This window comes from Bacteroides sp. D20, assembly GCF_003436255.1.
GTDB classification, from domain to species: domain Bacteria; phylum Bacteroidota; class Bacteroidia; order Bacteroidales; family Bacteroidaceae; genus Bacteroides; species Bacteroides uniformis.
Map to the genome: position 1 here is coordinate 293,415 of NZ_QSOO01000004.1, position 25,541 is coordinate 318,955.

Sequence of the window (25,541 nt, forward strand, 5' to 3'; positions counted from 1 at the left end):
AATTCGTAAATTAATAATTAAAACACATACTATTATGAAAAATTTGACACAACTTCTTTTTACACTGTTTTGCCTTTGTCTGCCGGCCATGCTGCAGGCGCAGGATAAGGACGACAGTAAATATCTGGCCGGTGCTGTTCCCGAGGTGGACGGCAAAGTGGTATTCACCAAAGAATTCAGCATCCCCGGCATGTCTCAGGATGAAATCTACGAACGTCTGCTCGGCTGGATGGATGCCCGTCTGAAAGAGAATGAAAATACCAGCCGTGTAGTATTCTCAGACAAAGAGAAAGGACAAATTGTAGGTATCGGGGATGAATGGATTGTATTCAGTTCTACGGCTCTGTCATTAGACCGTACCAAAATCCTTTACCAGCTGACTGTGACCTGCCAACCCGAAAAGAGCGTGCTCGAAGTAGAAAAGATACGGTTTAACTACCGCGAAGGAAAAGAAAAATATACCGCCGAGGAGTGGATTGTAGACAAGTATGCCTTGAACAAGGCGAAGACCAAACTGGTACGCGGACTTGCCAAGTGGCGCAGAAAAACCGTAGACTTCGTTGATGACCTTTGCCTGGGAGCAGCAGAAGCATTGAGCGCCACCACTGCCAAAGCTCCGGTAGAAGAAAAGAAGGAAGAAAAGAAAGAGGTGAAAGCTGTCGTCAATTCCGGTCCGACGGTAATCACCCCGAAGAAACAAGTTACCGTGGAACCTGCCCAGGCTGCTGAAAAGGCATCCGAAGGCATCGTGAAAGATGCCCAAGTCATCGAAGTGCCCCAAGTCAAGAAACCTGCCGCACTGGTTCCTGCCCAAAAGAGCCAGCAGCAAGAATACAAGACCATAGCCCCCGAGCAATTGTCAGCCGATGCCATCCAGACCGGAGCAGGCAAATTGGTTATCGTCATCGGCCAAGAGCCTTTCAACATGACCATGATGACAGCAAACTCCGGAGGTTCTTTGGGCAAAGTCAACGGCAAACCAGTTGTATTCAGCATACTGTCGCCCGACCAGCCGTATGAACAAATGGAAAAAGCAGAAAGCTATACCATCCGTTTCTATCCTACGGGACAGACAGAGCCTACGGTTATTCTGGAATGTAAGAAGCTGCCTTCACCGGCAACGATGGAAGGTATGCCACGCACGTATGTAGGCGAAATTCTGAAAGCAATGGTCAAATGACCGCACACGCAGACTGCAAATTGTAAATAATCAAATCAGGAATAAACAAATGGAAATAAAAAGTAAATTCGACCATTTTAATATCAATGTCACCAACCTGGAACGTAGCATCGCATTCTACGAAAAGGCACTGGGCCTGAAAGAACATCATAGGAAAGAGTCGTCCGACGGCTCTTTCACTCTGGTCTATCTGACCGACGGCAGTACCGGCTTCCTGCTGGAACTGACCTGCTTGAAGGAGCACCCACAAGCCTACGAATTAGGAGAGAACGAGAGTCACCTCTGCTTCCGCGTATCCGGCGATTACGACGCCATACGCCAATACCATAAGGAAAACGGATGGGTATGCTTCGAAAACACTGCAATGGGACTGTACTTTATCAATGACCCGGATGACTATTGGATTGAGGTACTGCCGGAGAAATGATATTTTACATCACTAAAACAACGAAATATATGAGTATAGAAGAAGCGATGATGGGTGGTATTGTCTTCAAAGGCAAAAAGGACAAACCTAAAGAAGAAAACAAGATAAAGACCAAAGCCAAGAAGAAAACCTACATTACCGGGCAACACGGTTCCGCCTCAGCCAAAATGAAAGCAGAAATCCGCCGCAAACGCGCTAACAGACATAAGAAATGATAAATACAGCCTTATTGCCTGCCGACAAGGACCCGATGGGCGCAGCCATAGCCGATTACTTCAAACGGCATAAAGCCGACCGCCTACGCGTGTTCTCTTCACAATTCGATGAGGACGAAATTCCCGTCGAAGAGCTATTCCGCACAGAAAAGCAAATGCCCTTGCTGGAGCGTACTGCTCTGCAAATGGCAACCGGAAGGATTTTGGATGTGGGTGCCGGCAGCGGTTGCCATAGCCTTACCCTGCAAGAAGCCGGAAAAGAGGTCCATGCCATCGACATTTCCCCGCTTTCCGTGGAAGTGATGAAGCAGCGAGGTGTGCGTAGCGTGTCACAAACCAATCTGTTCAATGAACAGTTTGCCGATGAATACGACACTATCCTAATGCTGATGAACGGTTCCGGCATTATCGGAAAATTGGAGAATCTGCCTGATTTTTTCCGGAAGATGAAGCTGCTGCTCCGGCCTGGAGGCTGTGTTTTAATGGATTCCAGCAACCTGAGCTATCTGTTCGAAGAGGAAGATGGCAGTATTGTTATCAACCTTGCCGGTGATTACTACGGAGAGGTAGACTTCCAGATGCAATACAAGAATGTCAAAGGCGACTCCTTTGACTGGCTCTATATCGACTTTCAGACCCTGAGCATCTATGCTGCCGAAAACGGCTTCAAAGCAGAGCTGGTGAAAGAGGGTACACATTATGACTATCTTGCCAAACTATCCCGACAAGCATAAAAGTGAAGTGCCCCCTAAAAGTTTTTGTCTAACTTTTAGGGGGCACTTCCTTTTTTATATCTTGCCTATTCCTACTATTCAGAAAGCATCCCGTCAATCTCCTTCACCAGAGAAGCAAATTCTTCAGGGTTATACAGACGTGTCAGCTTCACAATACGCCCTTCCTTATCAATCAGGACATTGCGTGTGATACCTGCCTTGCGGAGCGCATACTTCGCAAATATATCCGCTCCCGGGTCCAGACCCAAAGGATAAGTCACTCCGGTTGACTTACCAAAAGCAATCACTTTCTCCAACGGCTCGTCACGGTCGATGCCAATCAGCATAAAATCCGGATTCGACTTATGCTTCAGCCATATATCCTTCTCAATGAAAGGCATCTCCTTACGGCATACCCCACACCAGCTCGCGGTAAACTGCAACATGACCACCTTCCCACGAAGTCCCGAAAGGGTAATGCTTTTCCCATCCGTCAGCTTCACTGTAAAATCTGGAGCCATCTCCCCTACCTTAACGATGTAGCCGGTACTGTCCGCCACTACATCCTGCGCCTTGCCTGCCATGCTGCACATAGCAAACAGACAGAAAATCAGAAATCCAACTTTTTTCATTTTATTCAATCTTTAATAAGTAAGCTGTAACTATTCAGCGAATGATATTTTATAGAATGGGTAAACAATTCCCTATAACAAAAAACTCCGAAACACTTTTAAAAAGCAGTTTCGGAGTTTTATTCTTCGAGGTACCTGGCAGATTCGAACTGCCGTACACGGTTTTGCAGACCGCTGACTAAGCCACTCATCCAAGGTACCGGTTCTTACAAGAACTCTTTATTTCTCGTTTGCGGATGCAAAGGTAGCACTTTTTTTGAAACTACCAACTATCCGCAACAACTTTTCTTCTTTTTTTTCGTCACTCCACTACACTCTGCACGCTTCTTATCATACAAATTCTTTAGTTCACAGCCACTTGCACAGCTATCACACGGATTATCATTTTCTTTGACCCTATGAAAAAAAGAATAAATACTCATTCCAATCCGCACAGCGCAGAGCAACAACAATAAGGCTACTACCCACTCCTGCCAACTATTCATCATAAAAACAGACCTCCTATCTGATAAATTGCGAAAGACATCAGCCAGGCCAGCGCAGTAGTATAAAGCCCCGCAAACACAGCCCACTTCCAACTGCCCGACTCCCCTTTAATGGCTGCCAACGTGGCGATGCACGGAAAATAAATCAGCACAAACACCATGTAACCGAAAGCCACCAGGGGCGTTATCGGAATGCGTTCACCCAAGCTTACGGCATCTGCCTCGGCATCGTCGGCATAAAGCACTCCGAGCGTGCTTACCACCAGCTCCTTGGCGCCCACGCCGGAAAGGATGCCGATGCCCAGCTTCCAGTCGAATCCCAACGGTTCGATGACCGGTTCCATGGCTTTACCAATCCGGCCGATGTAGGAATTCTCCTGCTGTTCCGTCACACTTTCATATTCATCGTGGTTGGGATAATATCCCAATGCCCAGATAACGATGGATGCCACCATAATGATGCCTCCCATCTTGCGGAGATACTGCGCCCCCTTCTCCCACGTATGGCGGAAGATGGCCTTGGACGTCGGCATACGATAAGGCGGCAGCTCCATGACAAACGGCGTATCATCTCCTTTCACCAGAAAGCGGCAGAAAAGACGTGCCATGACCACTGCCAACAGAATGCCGATGGCATAGATTACTAACAGCACAAAGCTCGCATTGTTCGGGAAGAAGGCGCCTACCAGCAATAAATAGATGGGTAGACGAGCGCTGCACGACATCAGCGGATTGATGAGCATCGTCACCAGACGGCTCTTGCGGTTCTCGATGGTACGCGAAGCCATAATGGCGGGCACATTACACCCAAAGCCCATAATCAGCGGAATGAAAGACTTTCCATGCAGCCCCATTTTATGCATAATCTTATCCATAATGAAAGCGGCACGTGCCATATAGCCCGAGTCTTCCATCAAGGAAATAAAGAAATAGAGCAACAGAATATTCGGCAGGAAAACAATGACACCGCCCACACCTCCGATAATACCATCCACCAGAAGGTCCTTCAGCGGTCCTTCGGACATGTTGTTGCGTATCAGGTCGCCCAATTCGCCTACCAGCCATTCAATCCCCTGCATAGGATAGTCGCCCAGCACAAAGGTGCCTTCGAACATCAGATAAAGGAAAAGGAAGAAAATGGGATAGCCCCATACGCGGTGGGTAACGATTGAGTCTATGATTTGAGTGGTCCGCGACGTATCCTGATGATTGTCCACATAGGTCTCGCGCAGGGCACCGGCTATAAAACCATACTTGGCATCGGTGATGGCCTGCTCGCTCTCCTCGTTCACCACCTCGGCAATCCGTGCCTCTTCCCGGTCGCGGACGGCAAGAATCTCCTTTCCATTGGGCAACTCTTCCACAATCTTTTTCAAGTCTTCGTCGTTCTCCAGCAACTTGATGGCAAGGAAACGCGTGGAATATTTGTGGCGGATGTTCTCATTGACGCTGATGACGCGCTTCACCTCCTCAATGCTACGTTCCAGCTCGGGACCGTGATTGATATGGATATGACGGTAGAAGCCACGCGGCTGTTCTATCTCTTCTTTATGGCTGCCGAAGTCATGGTCGGGAACATACTCCTGATGCCAGCTGCGAAGGTCACTCAATATCTCGCTGCGCATCCTGCCCTTATGGTCGAGGAAGTCGCCGCCTTCGTAAATATTGATAATCACATGGAACAGCTGTTCAATGCCTTTTCCGCTACGGCTGACCGTAGGCAACATCGGAACTCCGAACAACTGGCTGAGCTTCACATAATCCAGCGTGTTTCCACTGGCTTCCAGCTCATCGTACATGTTCAGTGCAATCACCATGCGCACGTTCATGTCAATCAGCTGGGTGGTGAGATAGAGATTGCGTTCCAGGTTGGAAGAGTCCACAACATTGATAATGATATCCGGCGTTTCATTGATAATGTGCCGGCGGACATAGATTTCTTCAGGGGAGTAGGCCGAGAGGGAATAGGTTCCGGGAAGGTCGACAATACGGAAGTGGTAACCTTGGAAATCAAAATACCCCTCCTTGGCATCTACCGTAACGCCACTGTAATTGCCCACATGCTCGTGCGAACCGGAAGCGATGTTGAAAAGAGAAGTTTTACCACAGTTGGGATTTCCCACCAAAGCCACATTTATGGTGCGGCGTTTGCCGAGGGCCAGTTGCTTCAGCTCATCTTCGCCCAGATGCATGTTTTCGCCCAACCCCTCGTGGTAATCGGGCTGCACAGCCTGCTCCTTAGCTTCCTGCTCACTGATAATCTCTATCATCTCAGCCTCCTGCCGACGAAGAGAAATCTCATATCCCATTACTTTGTATTTGATAGGGTCGCGTAGTGGGGCATTCAGCAAGACCTCCACTGTTTTACCTTTAATAAATCCCATTTCCACAATCCGTTTGCGGAAACCACCGTGTCCCAGCACTTTTACGATTACACCTTTTTCACCGGTATTCAATTCGGACAAACGCATAGTCTTTCTGCCTTTCTTTTCTATTTTGGGGGCAAAGATAATACTTATGTCCGCAAGGCACAAATAATTTAGAATGTTTTTAAATAAGAGACACTAAACAATAATGCCCAGAAGGCAGAACACTACTTCCAGAGATACTAAATCGTAACTTCACCACACCTTTGTTCTTTTCTTACCACAGCTGTGGTAAGAAAAGAACAAAGGTGTGGTATGCATAAAACACAGCTGTGGTAAGATTAGCTTTTAGCAAATACGACCTTAGCCGATAGAGATTCTGAAAATAGATACTTGCAGATATGGCAATAAAAATCGTTTGCACTATCTTTGCACCACTCTATAGTTGAATATGCAGAAGGTAGTACAATACATCGAGCGCCACAAGCTCTTCTCGCTGGACGACAAGATACTTGTGGCACTGAGCGGCGGGGCGGACTCCGTGGCGTTGCTGCGCCTGCTCCTCAGCCTGGGATACACATGCGAAGCCGCCCATTGCAACTTCCATCTGCGCGGAGCGGAATCCGACCGCGACGAGCACTTTGTACGCCAGCTCTGCCTGAAGCACCGGGTGACGCTGCACACCGTCCACTTCAACACGGAGCAGGAAGCAAAGGAACGGCATATCTCCATCGAAATGGCTGCAAGGGAATTGCGCTACGCGTGGTTCGAAAAAACAAGGGAAGCATGCAGTGCAGCTGTCATTGCCGTCGCCCACCATCAAGATGACAGTGTAGAGACATTGCTGCTCAATCTGATTCGCGGTACCGGCATCAACGGATTGCGGGGTATACGCCCCCGAAACGGACATATAGTCCGCCCCTTGCTCTGCCTGGACAGAAAGGAAATCGTCGGTTATCTGGAAAGTATCGGGCAAGCCTACGTGACGGACAGCACCAATCTGCAGGACGAATATACCCGCAACAAAATACGCTTGAACCTGCTTCCCATGATGCAGGAGATAAACCCCTCCGTCAAGGAAAGCATCCTCAAAACGGCAGAGCATCTGGACGATGCCGCCTCTATATATAATATAGGTATAGAAGAAGCCAAACTGCGAGTCAAGACACCGGAAGGCATAAGTATCGGCGCCCTGAGGCAAGAAGCGGCACCGGAAACGGTCTTATTTGAAATTCTGCATCCGCTTGGATTCAACGCCGCACAAGTAAGGGACATCTGCCGGACATTGGACGGACAGCCCGGCAAAGTCTTTGCCACCCCCGGCTGGCGTGTCATCAAAGACCGCGGCTCGTTGTTGATAGAACCCGTACAGGAAGCCGTAAAGCCCTTATTGGAAATAAAAGAACATCCTTATACACCGGATTTCATGATTCCACGCAACAAAGCCACCGCCTGCTTTGATGCCGACAAACTCCAGCATCCCCTCTCGCTACGCCTTTGCAGGCAGGGAGACAGCTTCGTGCCCTTCGGCATGAAAGGCCGGAAGAAGGTAAGCGACTACCTGACCGACCGCAAGTTCTCCCTTCTGCGCAAAGAACGGCAATGGGTGCTTTGCTGCGGAGATGACATCATCTGGCTGGTGGGAGAACGGGTGGACAACCGTTTCAGAATAGACGAAAAAACCCGGAAAGTGCTGGTCGTATCAACCATCGACCAGTAGCCATCACAGAATGATTCTGTCCTCCTTCTGTTTCTTGAAGCAATCGGAAAGCAATACGGCAAACGGCATGTCATACGTGCGCGCCTTCTGCGGACAGCCTTTCACACAAGCACAACATTTGATGCATTTCTCTGCAACCGTATTGCACTCGTCTCCTTTTATAATGGCTCCTGCAGGACAATGCTTCACGCAATATCCGCAATGCGTACAACGTTCCGCATCCACTTGCGGAGTACGGGGCATAGGCACCCCACTCTTACGCAACTTGACGACTCTGCGCAAAAAGCGGAGCAACGGGAAGAAAGGCTGGCGCGGACGCTGGATACGGGTCACATCCACCCCATACAGTTTCTCCATATCTTCGGCCGCCGCAATTTTAGCACGTATTTTTTCACCAAAAAGCTTTGCATACTCCAAGTCGTCCGCATCCGGACGTCCGGCTGCCACCGGATATTTCTCACTGCTATAAGAGTGCTCTCCTACAAACGTAGCACCTGCAATTACCTTGAAGCCCAACTTCGTGACAAAAGCATCCAATTCCACCAAAGCCTTCTCATAGGCCCGGTTGCCGTACACCACCACAACCACGGCAGGTGCACCGTCAGCATGAAGCTCCTTCATCCGCTCCAATGCCAAAGGAGCCACATGGCCGCCATATACGGGCACCGTGATGACCGCCAAAGCATGGGAAGGTACCTCCCTTTTACCCGCCGCCTCCAAGGTGAGGTCCACTTTGGAGACAGACGAAATTCCCGTTCCGTGAACAATTGCCTCTCCCACTTGTTTAGAGGTACAAGTAGGTGAAAAAGTTATCAACTGTACTTCATCTATATTCATAAACCAATCCTTCATGTTGTTGTTAATACAGCAAAGATAAAGTTTTAAATTTAAAAAAAAGATGATTTGTTTATGAAACCAAAAATATTTATTACCTTTGCACCGTTGAAACATTCTGCGACTTCTTGCTGTGGCAAGAATTGTTTATCAGATTTCCGGTTCAATAATAAATATCCCATATAAATCATATATCACAAGGTAAACTTGCCCAAGTTGCTTCCTACAACAACTGCAACTGTGCACTTATGCCTTTCAATAAAAGTAAATTTTAAACCATTCACATATATACTGTATGTATAACATCATTCAACTGAACGACAAAAATTTGTCGGAACTACAAACTATTGCCCAAGAACTGGGTATAAAAAAAACAGACTCACTCAAAAAAGAAGAACTTGTTTACAAGATACTTGACGAACAAGCTATCGCAGGCGCTACCAAGAAAGTTGCCGCCGACAAGCTGAAGGAAGAGCGTAAAGGGGAAAAGCAAAAACGCTCGCGCGTCACTGTAAAGACCGTAAAAAAGGAAGGTGCCGACAAAGTGTTCTCAGCCAATAAAAACGGAGACCTCACCAAAGCCAAAACAGAGGAAGCACCGGCTGCGAAAGAACAACCCAAAACTGTGGAAGCACCCCAAGAACCGACCATAGAAGCTGCAACGCCGGCGCCAGCCAAAGAAGCCGCCGTACCCAAACGCAAACCGGGACGCCCCCGCAAGGTAAAGGAAGAGACTGCTGCACCCCAAGCAACGGAAACCCCGAAGGTTGCCGAACCGGAATTGAACTTCGAGGCTAAAGCTCCGAAAACAGAACCTCAGGCAGAAGCCAAAGCAGAAAAGAATATCGTACCGGACGAAAGCCCTATCCTGGCCGAAGCGGCAGATGACTTCATCCCCATTGAAGACCTCCCTACGGAAAAAATAGAATTGCCATCCGAACTCATCGGCAAATTCGAAGCGACCAAAGCGGAAACTCCCGCCACTCCCACTCCTGCCGCTGCCCCAGCCGAACCGCAACAGCCACAACGCCCGCGCCTCCGCGCCCGCGACAACAACAACCCATACAATAACAACAACAATAACAACCGCAACGGTGGCTATAACCAACAGCGCCCCGTGCAGCAGCGCCCTGCACAACCGTATAACAACGGAGAGAACTATCCCGCCGCTCCGGAACGCAAACCCGTAATAGAACGCGAGAAGACGTACGAATTCGATGACATCCTCACCGGAACCGGTGTATTGGAAATCATGCAGGATGGCTACGGCTTCCTCCGTTCCTCCGATTACAACTATTTGTCCTCACCGGACGATATTTACGTATCACAATCACAAATCAAATTGTTCGGCCTGAAAACCGGTGATGTGGTAGAAGGCGTAATCCGTCCCCCGAAAGAAGGCGAAAAGTACTTCCCGCTGGTAAAAGTATCCAAAATAAACGGACGTGACCCGGCTTTCGTACGCGACCGCGTACCGTTCGAGCACCTCACCCCCCTCTTCCCGGACGAGAAGTTCAAGCTTTGCAAAGGCGGATACTCCGACTCTATGTCGGCCCGTGTCGTAGACTTGTTTGCCCCCATCGGCAAAGGTCAGCGTGCCTTGATTGTGGCACAGCCCAAAACCGGTAAGACCATCTTGATGAAAGACATAGCCAACGCCATTGCCGCCAATCATCCGGAAGTCTACATGATTATGCTGCTCATCGACGAACGCCCGGAGGAAGTTACCGACATGGCGCGTACCGTCAATGCGGAAGTAATCGCCTCTACCTTCGACGAACCGGCAGAACGCCACGTGAAGATTGCCGGCATCGTCCTTGAAAAAGCAAAACGCATGGTGGAATGCGGACACGATGTTGTCATCTTCCTCGACTCCATCACCCGCCTGGCACGTGCCTACAACACCGTATCCCCGGCTTCCGGCAAAGTGCTTTCCGGTGGTGTGGATGCCAACGCATTACATAAGCCCAAACGCTTCTTCGGTGCAGCACGTAACATCGAGGGCGGCGGTTCACTGACCATCCTTGCCACTGCCTTGATTGACACTGGCTCAAAGATGGACGAGGTTATCTTCGAAGAATTCAAGGGTACGGGTAATATGGAGTTGCAGCTCGACCGCAACTTGTCCAACAAGCGTATCTTCCCGGCTGTCAACATCGTTGCCTCCAGCACTCGCCGCGATGACCTGCTGCAAGACAAGCAGACACTGGACCGCATGTGGATTCTCCGCAAGTACCTTGCCGACATGAATCCGATAGAAGCCATGGACTTCGTAAAAGACCGTCTGGAGAAGACCAAAGACAACGACGAATTCCTGATGAGCATGAACAGTTAACAACAACTGCATACAGATATTGTACAAAAGCTTCCATTTACGTTCATAAACGTAGGTGGAAGCTTTTTTTATATCCGTTTTTTCATACATTTGCCACCATACAATAACCTTGAACAAATAAAATCCAAATCTGATGAAAACGATTCACTCTTTTATGGGAATGGCATTGTGCAGCTTTCCGGTAATGGCACAGCAATCGCCCAATTTTCTTATTATCCAATGCGACCATCTGACCCAGCGGGTAGTAGGCGCATACGGTGCCGACCCCAGCTGCACTCCACCTATAGACCGAATTGCCTCCCAAGGTGTAACATTTGCCAACGCATACGTGGGATGCCCCCTCAGCCAACCGTCACGCGCTGCCTTATGGAGCGGACTGATGCCGCATCAAACCAATGTACGTTCCAACTCGGCCGAACACATCAATCCTCCGCTACCCGACAGCATTCCGACCCTGGGAAGCCTCTTCACCGCCAACGGTTATGAGGCCGTCCACTTTGGCAAAACCCATGACATGGGTTCTCTAAGGGGATTCCGCCACAAGGAACCGGTTGCCAAGCCCTTCACCGACCCCGAATTTCCCGTCAACAATGACAGCTTTCTGGATGTAGGAACCTGCGAGGATGCCGTGGCCTATCTCAGCAATCCGCCGCAAGAACCTTTCATCTGCATAGCCGATTTCCAAAACCCGCACAATATCTGCGGATATGTAGGCGAAAATAAAGGGGAGCACATAGATAGCCCCATCAGTACCCCACTCCCGCTACTACCCGAAAACTTTGAAGTGGAAGACTGGGAAAAACTTCCGTTGCCCATTCAGTACATCTGCTGCAGCCACCGGAGGATGATGCAAGCCGCCCACTGGAACGAGGACAATTACCGGCACTACGTCGCCGCCTTCCAGCATTACACGCGGATAGTGGCCAGACAGATAGAGAGTGTACTAGAAGCCCTCTACTCCACTCCCGCCGGCAAAAATACAATTGTCATTGTACTGGCAGACCACGGAGACGGAATGGGGTCACACCGCATGGTAACCAAGCAGGTCAGCTTTTACGAAGAAATGACAAATGTGCCCTTCATCATAGCCGGTCCCGGCATTCATCCCCGTCAAAAACCAGTGGAAGATTTACTGACCCAACCCACTATCGACCTGCTGCCCACTCTCTGTGAACTGGCAGGCATTCCGGTGCCTTCCTCCAAGCCCGGCATCAGCCTTGCCCCTTTTCTGAAAGGCGAGAAGCAAAAGAGACAGCACCCCTATGCAGCCTCCGAATGGCACAGTGAATACGAAGTGACCGTCAGCCCGGGACGGATGATACGCAGTCCCAGATACAAATACACACACTATCTGGAAGGCAACGGGGAAGAACTGTATGATATGCTGAAGGATAAAGGAGAAAGACGAAACCTTGCCCATGACCCCAAATACTCAAAGATTCTGGCCGAGCACCGGGCACTGCTGGACGACTACATCCGCCGCACACAGGACGACTACCGAAGCCTGAAAGTTGAAGCCGACAAGAGATGGCGCAGCCACGCACCGGGATATCCCAACCACGAAGGACCCTGCGCCAGAGACATTATCAATAGAAAGTAAGCAAAAAGAACTAAAAAAAACAGAATAATATAGATGATTATCAGTGCCTTGACCGGCACTTCCATTCTTTTCGCCCATCCCGCTGCAAGTCTTCAATAATATTCTGCTTCAAAAGAAGGCAGTTAAAGGGATTTTTTGTACTTTTGCGCCTCAATAAGAGTAATTTGTAATTTAGTAATTGTAATTAGATACTATGTTCGATAATTTAAGCGAGAGACTTGAAAGGTCGTTTAAAATTTTGAAAGGTGAGGGCAAAATCACCGAAATCAATGTTGCGGAAACCCTGAAAGACGTACGTAAGGCACTTTTGGATGCCGACGTGAACTATAAGGTAGCCAAAAACTTCACCGATACCGTTAAGGAAAAAGCCTTGGGACAAAACGTGCTGACAGCCGTTAAGCCCAGCCAGCTGATGGTAAAAATCGTACACGATGAACTGACCCAGCTCATGGGCGGCGAGACTTCTGAAATAAACCTCGACTCCAAGCCTGCCATTATCCTAATGTCCGGTTTGCAAGGCTCCGGTAAAACAACTTTCTCCGGAAAGCTGGCCCGCATGCTGAAGAGCAAGAAGAACAAAAAGCCGTTATTGGTGGCTTGTGACGTGTACCGTCCTGCCGCTATCGAGCAGTTGCGTGTACTGGCTGAACAGATTGACGTACCGATGTACTCGGAACCGGACAGCAAAAATCCGGTAGCCATTGCCCAAAATGCCATCCAAGAAGCCAAAGCCAAAGGTTACGACCTTGTAATTGTCGATACAGCCGGTCGTCTGGCAGTGGATGAGGAGATGATGAACGAGATTGCCGCCATCAAGAAGGCCATCAATCCGGACGAGATTCTGTTCGTAGTGGATTCAATGACCGGTCAGGATGCAGTGAATACCGCTAAGGAATTCAACGAACGGCTCGACTTCAATGGTGTAGTATTGACCAAACTGGATGGTGATACCCGCGGTGGTGCCGCCCTTTCTATCCGTTCGGTGGTAAACAAGCCCATCAAGTTTGTAGGTACCGGTGAAAAGCTGGATGCCATCGACCAGTTCCATCCCTCACGTATGGCCGACCGTATTCTCGGTATGGGTGACATCGTATCTTTGGTGGAACGTGCGCAGGAACAATATGACGAGGAAGAAGCCAAACGCCTGCAAAAGAAGATTGCCAAGAACCAGTTCGACTTCAACGACTTCCTGAGCCAGATTGCACAAATCAAGAAAATGGGTAACTTGAAGGAACTTGCCTCCATGATACCGGGCGTAGGCAAAGCCATCAAGGATATAGACATTGACGACAATGCCTTCAAGAGCATTGAAGCCATCATCTACTCCATGACTCCGGAAGAACGCAGCAATCCGGCCATTCTGAACGGTTCACGCCGCCAGCGCATTGCCAAAGGTAGCGGTACGAATATTCAGGAAGTAAACCGCCTGCTGAAACAGTTTGACCAGACCCGCAAGATGATGAAGATGGTCACTGGCAGCAAGATGGGTAAGATGATGCCGAAACTTAAAAGATAAGATAACAGCCTATGACACTGATTGATGGAAAAGCAATTTCAGAGCAAGTAAAGCAAGAGATTGCAGCAGAAGTAGCCGAGATAGTGGCTCGTGGGGGTAAACGCCCGCATCTGGCCGCTATTCTTGTAGGACACGATGGAGGTAGCGAAACCTACGTTGCCGCCAAAGTAAAGGCATGCGAAGTTTGCGGATTCAAGTCCTCACTTATCCGCTACGAGGCAGACGTTACCGAAGAGGAGCTGCTTGCCAAGGTACGCGAATTGAACGAGGATGCGGATGTGGACGGTTTCATCGTACAGCTTCCCTTGCCCAAGCATATCTCCGAGCAGAAAGTGATTGAAACCATCGACTACCGCAAGGATGTGGACGGCTTTCATCCCATCAATGTGGGACGGATGTCCATTGGCCTTCCCTGCTATGTATCCGCTACTCCCAACGGTATCCTCGAACTGCTGAAGCGCTATCAGATAGAGACTTCAGGCAAGAAGTGCGTGGTGTTGGGACGCAGCAACATTGTAGGCAAGCCCATGGCTGCCCTGATGATGCAGAAGGCTTATCCCGGCGATGCCACAGTGACCGTATGCCACAGCCGCAGCAAAGACCTGGTAAAGGAATGCCAGGAAGCGGACATCATCATTGCTGCGTTGGGACAACCGAACTTTGTTAAGGCGGAAATGGTCAAGGAAGGTGCTGTCGTTATTGATGTAGGTACTACCCGTGTGCCCGATGCCTCCAAGAAATCCGGGTTCAAGTTGACCGGTGATGTGAAATTCGATGAAGTAGCTCCTAAATGTTCATTCATTACCCCCGTACCAGGAGGCGTAGGTCCGATGACTATCGTTTCCCTTATGAAGAATACATTGCTCGCCGGCAAGAAAGCAATCTACCAATAACAACGTAATGAAAACGCTCGCCGTCTTCATGGCTGTCTTACTGTATAGCGTAACCCTTTCCTCCCAGGAAAGGATTACGCTATTATTTGTCGGTGACCTGATGCAGCACCAGGCACAAATAGACGCAGCACGTGTATCTGAAGGAAAATATGACTACTCCTCCTGCTTCTCCCTCATAAAAGAGCAAATATCCCAGGCAGACCTCGCCATAGGAAATCTGGAAGTCACATTGGGGGGCAGGCCCTATCGGGGCTATCCTATGTTCAGCGCCCCCGATGAATATCTTCAGGCCATAAAGGACGCCGGATTCGATATTTTACTGACAGCCAACAACCACTGTCTGGACCGTGGAAAAAAGGGAATGGAGCGTACCATACAATTACTTGACTCCTCCGGTATTCGTTACGCAGGCACCTACAAGAATCTGTCGGAGCGCAGGCAACGCTATCCCCTGTTCATCAACAGAAACGGCTTTCGCATTGCCCTACTCAACTATACTTACGGCACCAATGGTATCAAGGCTACCTCTCCCAATATCGTAAACTATATTGATAAGAATACCATCCTGCAAGATATCCAAAGTGCCAAGGCACGCCAACCGGATGCCATTATTGCCTGCATGCATTGGGGAGAGGAATATCAGTCCCTTCCCAACCGTGAGCAACGCGAACTGGCCAACTGGTTGCTCCAACAAGGCGTAACACATATTATCGGTTCACACCCTCACGTCATTCAACCGATGGAACTACGTACCAATGGTACCGAACAGCACATCATAGTCTACTCCTTGGGAAACTTCATTTCCAATATGAGCAAGGCCAACACTGACGGCGGCCTCATCTTCACTTTGCAGTTGGAGAAACATCCTCTCCCCCAACCCATCCGTCCCTCTTACACCGGTCAGAGTCAGACGCCTCTACCAGACTCCAATCCTCTGCCTTTTCCATACTGTCGTGTTTCCTATTGTGGATATAATCTGGTCTGGACCGGCCGGCCGGAACTTACTAAAGAAAAAAATTACATTCTTTATCCTGCCAGTTTTCCTACAGAACATTTAACGCCGGAAGCTCGTAAACACCTGGAAATCTTTGTCAAAAGCTCTCGAAAGCTGCTCCAGCAGCACAATATAGGTATCTACGAGAAGAAAAAATAATGCAGAAATCTCAAAAATTTTCGTCTCATTCTTTGCAATATTAAAGATTATCCCTATCTTTGCACCGCATTTAAGAAATGCACTAACATGGTGGCTGTAGTTCAGTTGGTTAGAGCGTCAGATTGTGGTTCTGAATGTCGTGGGTTCGAGTCCCATCTGCCACCCGCAAAGAAGAGGAAATTCGAAAGAATATTCCTCTTCTTTTGTTATTGTCCAAACAATCCCCCAAAGGGAGGCAACGTGGAATCAATGTAAAAAATTGTAGGGATACTCCTCACAGAGTATCCCTACATCATAGGAAGGAATCAATTACCTAAACCAGTCCTTGTACAAAAGAGTTTACTTTCTCAAAATGTTCAAAATAGCTGGAAACTTATTCCGATATTTTGCATTCTGTATCAATCACACTTAATAGTACTTCCTTCCTTACTTTATCAAGCCAGTGATAAGACAACCCGTTATCACCTTATAGAAATAAGAATACAAAAGAAATATTTCATCTTTCAAAGAACATTCTATACCAACACTTTACTATTTTCGATTTCCGTCATGCAAATATAACCCTTTTTGTTTATACGAAAAGCAAAATCAGTTATCTTTGCAAAGATGAAACTCAATTAAACATGAAAATTCTTTGGATAGACCTCAATAGCTCGTATGCACACTCTTCGTTGGCACTCCCTGCACTGCACGCACAAATAGCAAAAAACAATTCCGTAAAATGGGAAATCGTATCTGCCACCATCAATGAAAACGTAGGAATGATTGTCGACGAAATATACCGGCACCAACCCGACATCATTGCCGCAACAACATGGTTGTTCAACCACGAACAACTGTTGCACATAACAGCGAGATTAAAAGCATTGCTTCCCAATAGCTGCTTCATCTTGGGCGGACCTGAATTCTTAGGAAACAATGAAGACTTTCTGCATAAAAACCCTTTCATCGACTGCGTATTCAGGGGAGAGGGAGAAGAAGCATTCCCCCAATGGCTGTCTTGCTGGAACCAGCCGGAAAAATGGAACAGTATTCCGGGACTCTGCTATATGAATCCTCAAAAGCAATATATAGACAACGGCATAGCCCGTGTACTTAACTTTTCCCGGCTCGTACCACCGGAAAACAGCAGTTTCTTCAATTGGAGCAAACCATTCGTACAACTGGAGACTACCCGAGGCTGTTTCAACACATGCGCATTCTGCGTCAGCGGTGAAGAAAAACCGGTGCGCACACTGTCCATTGAAAGTATCCGTGAACGCCTTCAAATTATCCACAGTCATGGAATAAAAAACGTACGCGTCCTCGACCGGACCTTTAATTATAATCCGCGCCGTGCTAAAGAATTACTGCAACTTTTCCTGGAATTCAACCCGGACATATGCTTTCACTTAGAAATACACCCTGCACTATTATCCGAAGAGCTGAAAAATGAATTGAAAAAGCTACCTAAAGGATTGCTCCATCTCGAGGCCGGTATTCAAAGCCTGCGCGAACCGGTCCTCCAGAAAAGCCGTCGGATGGGAAGCCTGGAGGACTCACTGCAAGGTCTTCGTTTCCTATGTTCCCTACCCAATATGGAAACACACGCCGACCTCATTGCCGGCTTGCCTCTATACCGCCTATCCGAAATATTTGAAGATGTGCGTACACTTGCCGGATACAATGCCGGCGAGATACAGCTTGAATCCCTGAAGTTACTTCCCGGCACAGAAATGAGAAGAAGGGCGGAAGAACTAGGCATCCGATATTCTCCTCTCCCCCCTTATGAAGTGCTTCAAACAAATGAAATCAGTGTCAACGAGCTTCAAACAGCCCGGCAACTGTCACGTCTTCTGGATGGATTCTATAACACAACTGCTTGGCAAGCCATCACCCGCAAGCTGATTCTGGATGACAACGACTTCCTACGTCGCTTTCTGGAATTTTTAATCGATAAAAATCTTATAGACCAGCCCATGAGCCTGGAAAAGCGAGGCCTCGTACTCTATGAATTCTGCAGTATGCATTATCCGGCCTATAAAATCATGGTCACCATTGCCTGGATAGAGGCAGGCATGTCATTAAAGAAAAAACCAGCAGAGAAAGTCAAGACCAAGCGCCAGATGCCACCGGAATATTGGGAAGTCATCTATGGAAACTACAAAGAAAGCCTCCGCTTATGTTTTCTACCCATTGACGACAATACCCAAAATGGTTATTGGTTCGGCTTCGAATCGGAAATACAAAAAGCAGAACCAGTATTCAAAGCCAAAGAAATAATGGAGAGGTGTCAAAATACACAATCACCGCAGATTAACACAGATAAAAGTTCTTGATTATCAGAAATTCTATAGCAATCTGTGTAACCTGCGGTGAGTTATGCCCTCATTTCTTCTCCTATCCGCAGTGGAAATACTTCTCGACCAGTTTCAGCATCTCCTCCGGACTGTCTTGTATCTCTGCACGCAAGGTTCTATCCTCGTAAGAACGCAGTTTGGAAATAACCCCATCAACCATTGCAGGACTGAACACATGATATTGCTCAAAGACAGCACGCTGTCTTTCCAAACAATCGGCAGAAGCGGCACAACTATCAGGAAGCTGTTCCAGTTGTTTCAACTTATCTTCATTTTCTTTCTTGTGGATATTTACATTGACATATGTTTTTTCTGCAATTCCTAAAGCATCGTCTATCTCAAATCCATAACGGCAAGCTACAGCAAGTCCGGCAATCAATTGATACAAATCGGCCGAACCGTCAGGCGAACGCATTTCCACCGTCTGTTTCTGTGTAGTATCATAATGACTTGGGGTCTCCAACGGATTTGCCAACATGCACATATCCGTTTTTGCCGACCAGCCCAACGGAACGCGTACCAATACCGAACGGTTGCGGTCGCCCCAGCAAATGTTGGTCGGTGCTTCCTGATGAGGAACCAGACGAAAATAGGAAGTAGGATTTGTATTACCGAAAGCTGTAATGGAAGAAGCCAGCTTCATCATGCCCGCAATGGCCTTACGGGCTGTTTCAGAAAGTGCCCCATCTTTCAGCATCTGGTTCTGCCCGTCCTTCATGATACGCATATGTATATGTAATCCGGAACCGGCTTTTCCTGCCGTGATTTTCGGTGCAAAAGTAATGTTATATCCATACTGGCTAGCCAGATTACGAATAACCCATTTTGCTATCACCAGTTGGTCAGCAGCCTCCTCGGCACGCACCGGCAGGAACTCTATTTCATTCTGCTCATAAATCTTATCGTCCAGCGTAAAATTACCGACTTCAGAATGCCCATACTTTATCTGTCCGCCTGCCTGCGCAATATATGACATACATTCCGTACGGAAATCATTGAACTTGGCATAAGGGGCCGATTCGTGATAACCACGCTGATCGGTAGCCGGGAACAATCCGTCATTTTCAGAAATTACATAATATTCCAATTCTCCCATAGCCTGAAATTCCATCCCCGTAACCGTAGTGAATGCCTGACATGCCTTACGCAGGGTATATTCCGGAGAACTTTCCAGCGGTTCACCATCCTTATTGAAATAAGAACAGAGCATTGACAGTGTGGGCAATTCAGAAAAAGGGTCTATAAAAGCGGTCCGGAAACGCGGCACTACATACAAATCACTGCTACCGGCCTCTATAAACGGAAACAAGCTGGAACCGTCTACGCGTTCACCACATGTAAGTATGGCATCAAGGTATGCCTCATTATTGATGACAAAGTTCAGTGTCTTCAGTCTCCCGTCTGCCGCAGGATACATGAAGTTCACCATACGAATGTCGTTCTCCTTTATATAGGAAACAATGTCTGCTTTCGTAAATTCGGAAGCCGGTTTTTGAAGGGCAGCCACCAATAGATTGGGGCTCATGGATAATTCCTGGTTCATAATACGCTGGTTGTTTTTAGTTTTCTATATGGTTAACAAAACACATGCAATTTTCTGTCACAATAAAAAACTGCTGTTTCGCAAAGATACTAAAAGTTGTATCAGAAAAGAAACAAACAACCTAAATCTTATCAGTGAGCCTCAACCTTTTCCGTCGTATCCCCACTTCACGTAAATAGCTCCCCAGGCAAATCCTGCTCCGAATGCTGTAAAAATCAGTTTATCCCCCTTTTTCAGCTTATCCTCGAAATCCCATACACACAATGGAAGCGTGCCGGCACTTGTATTTCCATACCGTTCTATATTGACCATTACCTTTTCGGGAGATACTCCCAAGCGTTGCGAAACAGCAGTAATTATACGCATGTTTGCCTGATGGGGAATCACCCAGTCAATGTCCTCCTTCGTCAAGTGATTCCTCTCCATGACTGCCTCACAAACATCCGCCATATTGGCCACAGCATATTTAAAGACTGTACGTCCTTCCTGATAAATATAATGCATCCGATTGTCCAGTGTATAGTAAGATGGAGCACATACGGAGCCTCCCGCTTTGATATGTAAAAAAGGCAGACCTTTCCCGTCTGTTCTCAATACGGCATCCATTACTCCCATACCTTCCCGGGTGGGTTCCAGCATGAAAGCGGCAGCACCGTCACCAAAAATCGGACAAGTGGCACGATCGGTATAATCAATCACCGACGACATTTTATCAGCCCCTACTACAATGACCTTCTTGTATTTTCCCGAACGGATAAAATTGGCTCCAGTTTCCAATGCATACAAAAAGCCACTACAAACAGCCTGCATATCAAAAGCAAAAGCATTCTTAAGCTTTACTCTCTCACATAATATGGATGCTGTTGAAGGAAAATGATAATCGGCCGTTGTAGTGGCCACAATCACCAAATCAATATCATCAGGATTAGATTTTGTACGTTGCATTAATTGTTTTACAGCTTTACGGGCCATATACGAAGTCCCCAATCCTTCTTCGTGCAAGATACGTCTTTCCTTTATACCGATACGCCCCATTATCCACTCATCTGTCGTATCTACCATTTTGGATATTTCTTCATTGGTCAGAATATAGTCAGGAACATACCCTCCCACTCCCGTAATTACTGCATTTATTTTCTCCATTAATTCTAGCTAGTTTAGTATTGGAATCGGCTCAAAGATAATATTCTTAAAACGCCGAGCGCAAATATACTGAAAAGAGGGTAAAATCCAATAAAGGAAGAACAAAAAGACACTCCCGACAAACTATCACATGGATATACAAAAAAAATCAACTGTCCTTTTTCTATCATTCTTTTGTCAATTTTGTATCAATGAGTTTGAGCAATACAGACTAAATTTGCATAATAAAATGTATCGGGCATTTAAAGAGCTAGTAACTAATCAAAAATACATACAAATAAAATTAACATAACATTTTTATATCTTATGAAACAAAACCGCTTAATTAGTATTGGGACTTTCATTTTAGTGCTTGCACTTTCAGGCCTTATGACAGGTTGTATGGAGAAAGACGTATACGACCCGAATCGTAAAAAAGAACCTCTTCCTGACCCGGATAAATATTTCGGCTTTGAGATGCGCAGTGATGTCCGGCTTTCTGTCAACTATGACATTTACGGGTTTACTCCTTTGATAGAAATTTACGGTGAAAATCCGATGGAAACAGTGGAAGGTACGCCGATAAAGAAAGAGGGTATAGAAGCCTTGTTCAAAACCTATACCGACAACAGCGGTAAGTATGAGGGAAAAATGCAGCTTCCTACCTATCTTAATAAAGTTTATTTATATACTGCGACATGGGGATTGCCGGGATGCATAGAACTTGAAATTAAAGACAATGTTGTCATTTTTGACATGTCGGCAAAATCAAATCCTAAAACAAAGTCTGTCACTCGCGCTTCGTCTGATGTACCTTATTTAGTAAACAAATCCCAAAATCTATACTCACTGTGCTATTGGGGAGAAGGAGGTCAGCTGGACAGCCAATATATGACAAAGGAAAAAAATATTGGTGATGAAAGTGTTTTGGATTTGACAGACCGGATGAAAACATTCTTCAATAAAGGCGGACAAGACAATTCAAAATTACTTGGTAATGGAAAAACTATTAATATTTCGATAAAGGAGGACAACACCGCATTAAATCTCATTTTTCTCAATCGAAGTGCAAGTTATAATAATACTTTCGGATATTATTTTTATAAAACCGGAACGTCCGTCGATGTAGACCAAGTGAGGAAATACATTATATTCCCCAATGTGTCTTTTGACTGGTATGGCGGCCAAATATTGATTTTAGAATCCGGAAATAAAGTTCGTCTGCTTTACTTCGATGAAGACGGCCAAGCCCATGATACATTCCCAGCAGGATATACAGTAGGCTGGTTTCTTTATGCCGACGGTTTTAAGAACGGTTATGGAAATAATTTAGAAGATTATCTTAAATTGCCTGATTTATATAATCCATACGATTCAAATCTTCGCACTTCCAATCCCAAAAACAACATGCCAGCCTTTGTCTCTGTTAAAGACCCCAAAAGCGGCAAGACGATTCTTGGAGCAGAAGATGGTGTAAATCAAAGCTACTGTGACCTTTTATTTTATGTAGATGCTACTCCGGGAAGTTCTATTGACGATCCTGAAAGGCCGTCTATTCCCGATGAAGGTGATAAAGAAGAACCAAAACCCGATGAAGATGAAAATGTTACCGGCACACTGGCATTCGAAGATATTTGGCCTTCCGGTGGCGATTATGACATGAATGACGTAATTGTAGAATACGAACGCAAAGTCTATTTCGACAAAAAGAATATAGTAACGAAGATCGTTGACGAATTCACTCCGGTACATGATGGCGCTACATATGTTAACGCATTTGCCTATCAGATAGATGCAGCACAAATTGGCGATAAAATCACTTTGCCGGAAGGTGCAATATTGGAAAAAGAGACTTCGTCCATTATCGTAATGTCCAATGCCAAACAGAATATAGGCAATAAATATGTAGTCACCAGAGAATTCAACGGTTCTTTCCTAAAGAATCAGCTATTGTCCTATAATCCATACATCATCGTAAAATATTCACAAGGAGAACAGAATCGCACAGAGGTTCATCTGCCCAAACACAAAGCTACAGCTTATGCCAATCAGTCATTGATTGGCAGCAATGATGATGCTTACTATATCGACCGTAAAGGAGCATATCCATTTGCTATCGATATACCGATGCTAGGGTTTACCCCGGTAACAGAAAGGAACAGAATTGACAGCCAATATCCCGGTTTTACTACATGGGCAAAATCAATGGGAAATGACTGTAAGGATTGGTATAAAAAATAACAGAACAAAAGACAATGAATCATGTGTGGAGTGCCCCCTTATTCGGACGCTCCACCTGTTTTTTTTTGAATTATTGCATATTGACTTGGAGAAATATTATATTCTGCCATGAAACACCTGGAAAAATAAGAAGGATTGGAATAGCCTACCATATACATTACTTCCGATACAGTGAATCTGCCTTGTAATAAAAGTGTAGCGGCTCTTATCATCCTAACACGCCGAATAAGGCTTACTGGAGTAACCCCCGTCAACTGTTTAATCTTTCGATACAACAGTTTTCGATTCATTCCCAACAGTTGACAGAGCATAGCAACATTAAACTCTGTATTTTCCATATGCTCTTCCAACACTGAAACAAGCTTGTTAAGCCAAATTCGTTTCAATTCCAGTTGTCTGTTTTCCAATGGTTTGCATGAATCCATTTTCTCCAATTTTAATATTCCTTCTAAGATCTGTTTGGCTTGTAGTGAGTCCATACCAACTTGATTTTGCAAAGCCTGCAGTTCATTTTTATCTGGTAAAGACACAATAATATTAATTAAGACTCCAGTATCATTTTCCTCACATCTTATGTCAACCTGGCCTTGATATAGATTAACAAATTTGGGAATTAAATGTAACCCCACAAGAGCGATTATTTCATCTATTATTTTAAGATATTCTTTCATATCTTTCTTGCCTTTTGGTATAAGTACAAATTATCCAAATATCAGACAAACATTCTCTCACGGTATTCTGACGGAGTAGTGCCTGTATGCTTACGAAAAAAACGTGTCATCGTAGAATTCGATTGAAAATTAGTTCGTGAAACCACTTCCTTTATTTCAAGATTGGAGTCTTTCAATAAGACTTTTATCTCAAGTATGGTATATTCCACAATCCACTCTTTAGCCGAACGACCAGTATTATCTGTTATTAACATTGTCAGATATTTAGGTGAGATACACATCTTATCTGCATAAAATGCCACATCACGACTTATAGTATGATACTCTATAACCAAATAAAAGAATTCAAAAACCTGCTTCTCTTTACGTACAAACTTCACGGAAGCCATAGCCTTGGGGTTACTCTTATAGCCCACATACAAGTCCCAATAATAAACCCTCAATAAATACATCACCGATTCCCTCCTAAGAAAGGCACAAGATAAATCTACACGGCATGACAATATATGACAGAAATGAACAAAGCGCTTATACTCTTCTTCACTGAGCGGAGAGCTATAATATTTCCTCATATAGAAAAAATAGTCAAGTGTAAGCCTACCCAGCCCATTAATGGTATCCATAAACAATTTCTTTGGTACTTTAAAGAAAATAACGGCAAAGTCTGTACTGATTTCGGTTATACTTGCCAACTGATAAGGAAAAATAGTTATCAAATCATTCTTCACAACCCTGCGTTTATTAGAAAACACATTAAAAAGAGCAGAGCCTCCGGTACAAACTCCATTTATCCCTTCTTCTAGATATGTCGGAATCCCGTCAAGAGGCAAATCAATTACCTTTGTATAAATATTGAACTCCTCTAAATCAAACACACCACTTGAAAAAGGCCTATTATCTTTTGTAGCTTTTACCATATTTGTTTTAAATATTATGCTAAGTTACAAAAAAAAATCATTTTTAGATTATTTGTTCTAAAATTGCACATATATACTGAAGTTCAGTCAAAACTAAAGTATAAATTCTTATTCTATAAAGGGCTAAATAATATCCGATAGGGCAGAGATAATGGAATAAAAAAAGTCCCACAAATCGTTGAATTTATGAGACTTACCTATTCATTATCCAGTTAGTTCAGCGGAGAGAGAGGGTTATGAACCTACTCCCCCATATCTTTCAAATTCAATGTGTTATCAATATGTCAAAGCCTTAGGGGTACAACTTAGGTTACAAGAATAACGCTTTTCTGTCACTTTTTGGCTGTTCGTTGTCTGCCTAAAACTACGGTTCAAAGATACGGCTTTCTTTTGATAAATGCAAATCATTGAAAATAAATATTCTGCGGTTAGTGCAAGGTGCAAGCTATATATAGATATATACTTGCACCTTGCACTAAAAACTACCCTGTAATAAACAAGATACTACTAAAATAAGTACCTTTGTAAAATGATTCAAGAGGAGTTCAAATTTTACAAGCCATGTAAGTTGCTGCGACCTTATATAAGAGCTGAATTCAACTTGCAAATGCAACAGAATTCTGATTAATAATTTGTTTA

At 45.7% G+C, this 25,541-nt stretch carries 20 protein-coding genes and 2 tRNA genes; 13 read left to right on the top strand and 9 right to left on the bottom strand.

Annotation, left to right across the window (positions count from 1 at the left end; translation table 11 throughout):
* Nucleotides 1-34 precede the first annotated feature (34 nt).
* The 4 genes from DXD78_RS06405 to DXD78_RS06420 are packed head-to-tail and all read left to right on the top strand — an operon-like array spanning nt 35 to nt 2,556.
* On the top strand, nt 35-1,180 hold the full coding sequence (locus DXD78_RS06405; protein ID WP_044468423.1) for a DUF4468 domain-containing protein: 1,146 nt from the start codon (nt 35-37) through the stop codon (nt 1,178-1,180).
* Between the two features lie 49 nt (nt 1,181-1,229).
* Nucleotides 1,230-1,607 carry a VOC family protein gene (locus DXD78_RS06410; protein ID WP_025834860.1) on the top strand — a complete coding sequence of 126 codons (378 nt, stop codon included), beginning with the start codon at nt 1,230-1,232 and terminating at the stop codon, nt 1,605-1,607.
* Nucleotides 1,608-1,636: 29 nt separating this feature from the next.
* The gene (locus tag DXD78_RS06415; RefSeq protein WP_008664928.1) at nt 1,637-1,822 is read left to right on the top strand and encodes a hypothetical protein; all 186 of its coding nucleotides are present in this window, start codon (nt 1,637-1,639) and stop codon (nt 1,820-1,822) included.
* Nucleotides 1,819-2,556, top strand: coding sequence for a bifunctional 2-polyprenyl-6-hydroxyphenol methylase/3-demethylubiquinol 3-O-methyltransferase UbiG (locus tag DXD78_RS06420; protein ID WP_035448866.1), 738 nt, complete (start codon nt 1,819-1,821; stop codon nt 2,554-2,556). Before DXD78_RS06415 ends, DXD78_RS06420 begins: the two co-directional genes overlap by 4 nt.
* A gap of 74 nt (nt 2,557-2,630) precedes the next feature.
* Here the strand turns inward: DXD78_RS06420 and DXD78_RS06425 are convergent, their stop codons facing one another.
* The 4 genes from DXD78_RS06425 to feoB all read right to left on the bottom strand — a co-directional run bounded on the left by DXD78_RS06425 (nt 2,631) and on the right by feoB (nt 6,123).
* A complete protein-coding gene (locus tag DXD78_RS06425) occupies nt 2,631-3,167 on the bottom strand; it encodes a TlpA disulfide reductase family protein (RefSeq protein WP_005831535.1) in 537 nt (178 codons plus the stop codon).
* A 129-nt stretch (nt 3,168-3,296) separates the two neighbouring features.
* A tRNA-Cys gene (locus DXD78_RS06430) sits at nt 3,297-3,368 on the bottom strand.
* A 68-nt stretch (nt 3,369-3,436) separates the two neighbouring features.
* On the bottom strand, nt 3,437-3,655 hold the full coding sequence (locus tag DXD78_RS21290; RefSeq protein WP_117652606.1) for a hypothetical protein: 219 nt from the start codon (nt 3,653-3,655) through the stop codon (nt 3,437-3,439).
* Nucleotides 3,652-6,123 (bottom strand): ferrous iron transport protein B, encoded by a 2,472-nt coding sequence (gene feoB, locus DXD78_RS06440; protein WP_117652613.1) that lies wholly within the window; start codon nt 6,121-6,123, stop codon nt 3,652-3,654. The genes DXD78_RS21290 and feoB overlap by 4 nt, the downstream gene beginning before the upstream one ends.
* 346 nt (nt 6,124-6,469) lie before the next feature.
* Between feoB and tilS the strand changes: the two genes are divergently transcribed.
* A complete protein-coding gene (gene tilS, locus DXD78_RS06445; RefSeq protein WP_117652614.1) occupies nt 6,470-7,738 on the top strand; it encodes a tRNA lysidine(34) synthetase TilS in 1,269 nt (422 codons plus the stop codon).
* Nucleotides 7,739-7,741: 3 nt separating this feature from the next.
* On the opposite strand, the gene DXD78_RS06450 is transcribed toward tilS, so the two are convergent.
* Nucleotides 7,742-8,575 carry a 4Fe-4S binding protein gene (locus DXD78_RS06450; protein WP_034529684.1) on the bottom strand — a complete coding sequence of 278 codons (834 nt, stop codon included), beginning with the start codon at nt 8,573-8,575 and terminating at the stop codon, nt 7,742-7,744.
* A 292-nt stretch (nt 8,576-8,867) separates the two neighbouring features.
* On the opposite strand from DXD78_RS06450, the gene rho reads away from it, so the two are divergent.
* The 7 genes from rho to DXD78_RS06485 all read left to right on the top strand — a co-directional run bounded on the left by rho (nt 8,868) and on the right by DXD78_RS06485 (nt 18,387).
* Nucleotides 8,868-10,907 carry a transcription termination factor Rho gene (gene rho, locus DXD78_RS06455; protein ID WP_005832474.1) on the top strand — a complete coding sequence of 680 codons (2,040 nt, stop codon included), beginning with the start codon at nt 8,868-8,870 and terminating at the stop codon, nt 10,905-10,907.
* Between the two features lie 133 nt (nt 10,908-11,040).
* Nucleotides 11,041-12,507, top strand: coding sequence for a sulfatase (locus DXD78_RS06460; protein ID WP_005831557.1), 1,467 nt, complete (start codon nt 11,041-11,043; stop codon nt 12,505-12,507).
* A gap of 193 nt (nt 12,508-12,700) precedes the next feature.
* Entirely contained in the window at nt 12,701-14,023 is a 1,323-nt protein-coding gene (gene ffh / locus DXD78_RS06465; protein ID WP_005831559.1) for a signal recognition particle protein, read from the top strand.
* 11 nt (nt 14,024-14,034) lie between these two features.
* A complete protein-coding gene (gene folD / locus DXD78_RS06470) occupies nt 14,035-14,916 on the top strand; it encodes a bifunctional methylenetetrahydrofolate dehydrogenase/methenyltetrahydrofolate cyclohydrolase FolD (RefSeq protein ID WP_009038180.1) in 882 nt (293 codons plus the stop codon).
* 7 nt (nt 14,917-14,923) lie between these two features.
* Nucleotides 14,924-16,069 carry a CapA family protein gene (locus tag DXD78_RS06475; RefSeq protein ID WP_009038179.1) on the top strand — a complete coding sequence of 382 codons (1,146 nt, stop codon included), beginning with the start codon at nt 14,924-14,926 and terminating at the stop codon, nt 16,067-16,069.
* A 90-nt stretch (nt 16,070-16,159) separates the two neighbouring features.
* Nucleotides 16,160-16,233, top strand: a tRNA-His gene (locus DXD78_RS06480).
* A gap of 459 nt (nt 16,234-16,692) precedes the next feature.
* On the top strand, nt 16,693-18,387 hold the full coding sequence (locus tag DXD78_RS06485; protein WP_008664938.1) for a B12-binding domain-containing radical SAM protein: 1,695 nt from the start codon (nt 16,693-16,695) through the stop codon (nt 18,385-18,387).
* Nucleotides 18,388-18,448: 61 nt separating this feature from the next.
* Here DXD78_RS06485 and DXD78_RS06490 read toward each other — a convergent pair whose 3' ends face one another.
* The gene (locus DXD78_RS06490) at nt 18,449-19,951 is read right to left on the bottom strand and encodes a glutamine synthetase family protein (RefSeq protein ID WP_005832480.1); all 1,503 of its coding nucleotides are present in this window, start codon (nt 19,949-19,951) and stop codon (nt 18,449-18,451) included.
* 141 nt (nt 19,952-20,092) lie between these two features.
* Complete coding sequence (locus DXD78_RS06495) at nt 20,093-21,094, bottom strand: beta-ketoacyl-ACP synthase III (RefSeq protein WP_009038178.1); 1,002 nt, start codon at nt 21,092-21,094, stop codon at nt 20,093-20,095.
* A 306-nt stretch (nt 21,095-21,400) separates the two neighbouring features.
* Between DXD78_RS06495 and DXD78_RS06500 the strand changes: the two genes are divergently transcribed.
* Nucleotides 21,401-23,314, top strand: a complete 1,914-nt coding sequence (locus DXD78_RS06500; protein WP_009038177.1) for an LruC domain-containing protein — start codon at nt 21,401-21,403, stop codon at nt 23,312-23,314.
* Between the two features lie 38 nt (nt 23,315-23,352).
* Here the strand turns inward: DXD78_RS06500 and DXD78_RS06505 are convergent, their stop codons facing one another.
* On the bottom strand, nt 23,353-23,985 hold the full coding sequence (locus tag DXD78_RS06505; RefSeq protein ID WP_005831576.1) for an AraC family transcriptional regulator: 633 nt from the start codon (nt 23,983-23,985) through the stop codon (nt 23,353-23,355).
* A gap of 41 nt (nt 23,986-24,026) precedes the next feature.
* Entirely contained in the window at nt 24,027-24,902 is an 876-nt protein-coding gene (locus DXD78_RS06510; RefSeq protein ID WP_005831578.1) for an AraC family transcriptional regulator, read from the bottom strand.
* Between the last annotated feature and the right edge of the window lie 639 nt (nt 24,903-25,541).

What these genes read in the sequence shown, in the direction of transcription:
- DXD78_RS06405 (WP_044468423.1), top strand. Translation starts at nt 35, where the DNA reads ATGAAAAATTTGACACAACTTCTTTTTACACTGTTTTGCCTTTGTCTG.
- DXD78_RS06410 (WP_025834860.1), top strand. Translation starts at nt 1,230, where the DNA reads ATGGAAATAAAAAGTAAATTCGACCATTTTAATATCAATGTCACCAAC.
- DXD78_RS06415 (WP_008664928.1), top strand. Translation starts at nt 1,637, where the DNA reads ATGAGTATAGAAGAAGCGATGATGGGTGGTATTGTCTTCAAAGGCAAA.
- DXD78_RS06420 (WP_035448866.1), top strand. Translation starts at nt 1,819, where the DNA reads ATGATAAATACAGCCTTATTGCCTGCCGACAAGGACCCGATGGGCGCA.
- DXD78_RS06425 (WP_005831535.1), bottom strand. Translation starts at nt 3,167, where the DNA reads ATGAAAAAAGTTGGATTTCTGATTTTCTGTCTGTTTGCTATGTGCAGC.
- DXD78_RS21290 (WP_117652606.1), bottom strand. Translation starts at nt 3,655, where the DNA reads ATGATGAATAGTTGGCAGGAGTGGGTAGTAGCCTTATTGTTGTTGCTC.
- feoB (WP_117652613.1), bottom strand. Translation starts at nt 6,123, where the DNA reads ATGCGTTTGTCCGAATTGAATACCGGTGAAAAAGGTGTAATCGTAAAA.
- tilS (WP_117652614.1), top strand. Translation starts at nt 6,470, where the DNA reads ATGCAGAAGGTAGTACAATACATCGAGCGCCACAAGCTCTTCTCGCTG.
- DXD78_RS06450 (WP_034529684.1), bottom strand. Translation starts at nt 8,575, where the DNA reads ATGAATATAGATGAAGTACAGTTGATAACTTTTTCACCTACTTGTACC.
- rho (WP_005832474.1), top strand. Translation starts at nt 8,868, where the DNA reads ATGTATAACATCATTCAACTGAACGACAAAAATTTGTCGGAACTACAA.
- DXD78_RS06460 (WP_005831557.1), top strand. Translation starts at nt 11,041, where the DNA reads ATGAAAACGATTCACTCTTTTATGGGAATGGCATTGTGCAGCTTTCCG.
- ffh (WP_005831559.1), top strand. Translation starts at nt 12,701, where the DNA reads ATGTTCGATAATTTAAGCGAGAGACTTGAAAGGTCGTTTAAAATTTTG.
- folD (WP_009038180.1), top strand. Translation starts at nt 14,035, where the DNA reads ATGACACTGATTGATGGAAAAGCAATTTCAGAGCAAGTAAAGCAAGAG.
- DXD78_RS06475 (WP_009038179.1), top strand. Translation starts at nt 14,924, where the DNA reads ATGAAAACGCTCGCCGTCTTCATGGCTGTCTTACTGTATAGCGTAACC.
- DXD78_RS06485 (WP_008664938.1), top strand. Translation starts at nt 16,693, where the DNA reads ATGAAAATTCTTTGGATAGACCTCAATAGCTCGTATGCACACTCTTCG.
- DXD78_RS06490 (WP_005832480.1), bottom strand. Translation starts at nt 19,951, where the DNA reads ATGAACCAGGAATTATCCATGAGCCCCAATCTATTGGTGGCTGCCCTT.
- DXD78_RS06495 (WP_009038178.1), bottom strand. Translation starts at nt 21,094, where the DNA reads ATGGAGAAAATAAATGCAGTAATTACGGGAGTGGGAGGGTATGTTCCT.
- DXD78_RS06500 (WP_009038177.1), top strand. Translation starts at nt 21,401, where the DNA reads ATGAAACAAAACCGCTTAATTAGTATTGGGACTTTCATTTTAGTGCTT.
- DXD78_RS06505 (WP_005831576.1), bottom strand. Translation starts at nt 23,985, where the DNA reads ATGAAAGAATATCTTAAAATAATAGATGAAATAATCGCTCTTGTGGGG.
- DXD78_RS06510 (WP_005831578.1), bottom strand. Translation starts at nt 24,902, where the DNA reads ATGGTAAAAGCTACAAAAGATAATAGGCCTTTTTCAAGTGGTGTGTTT.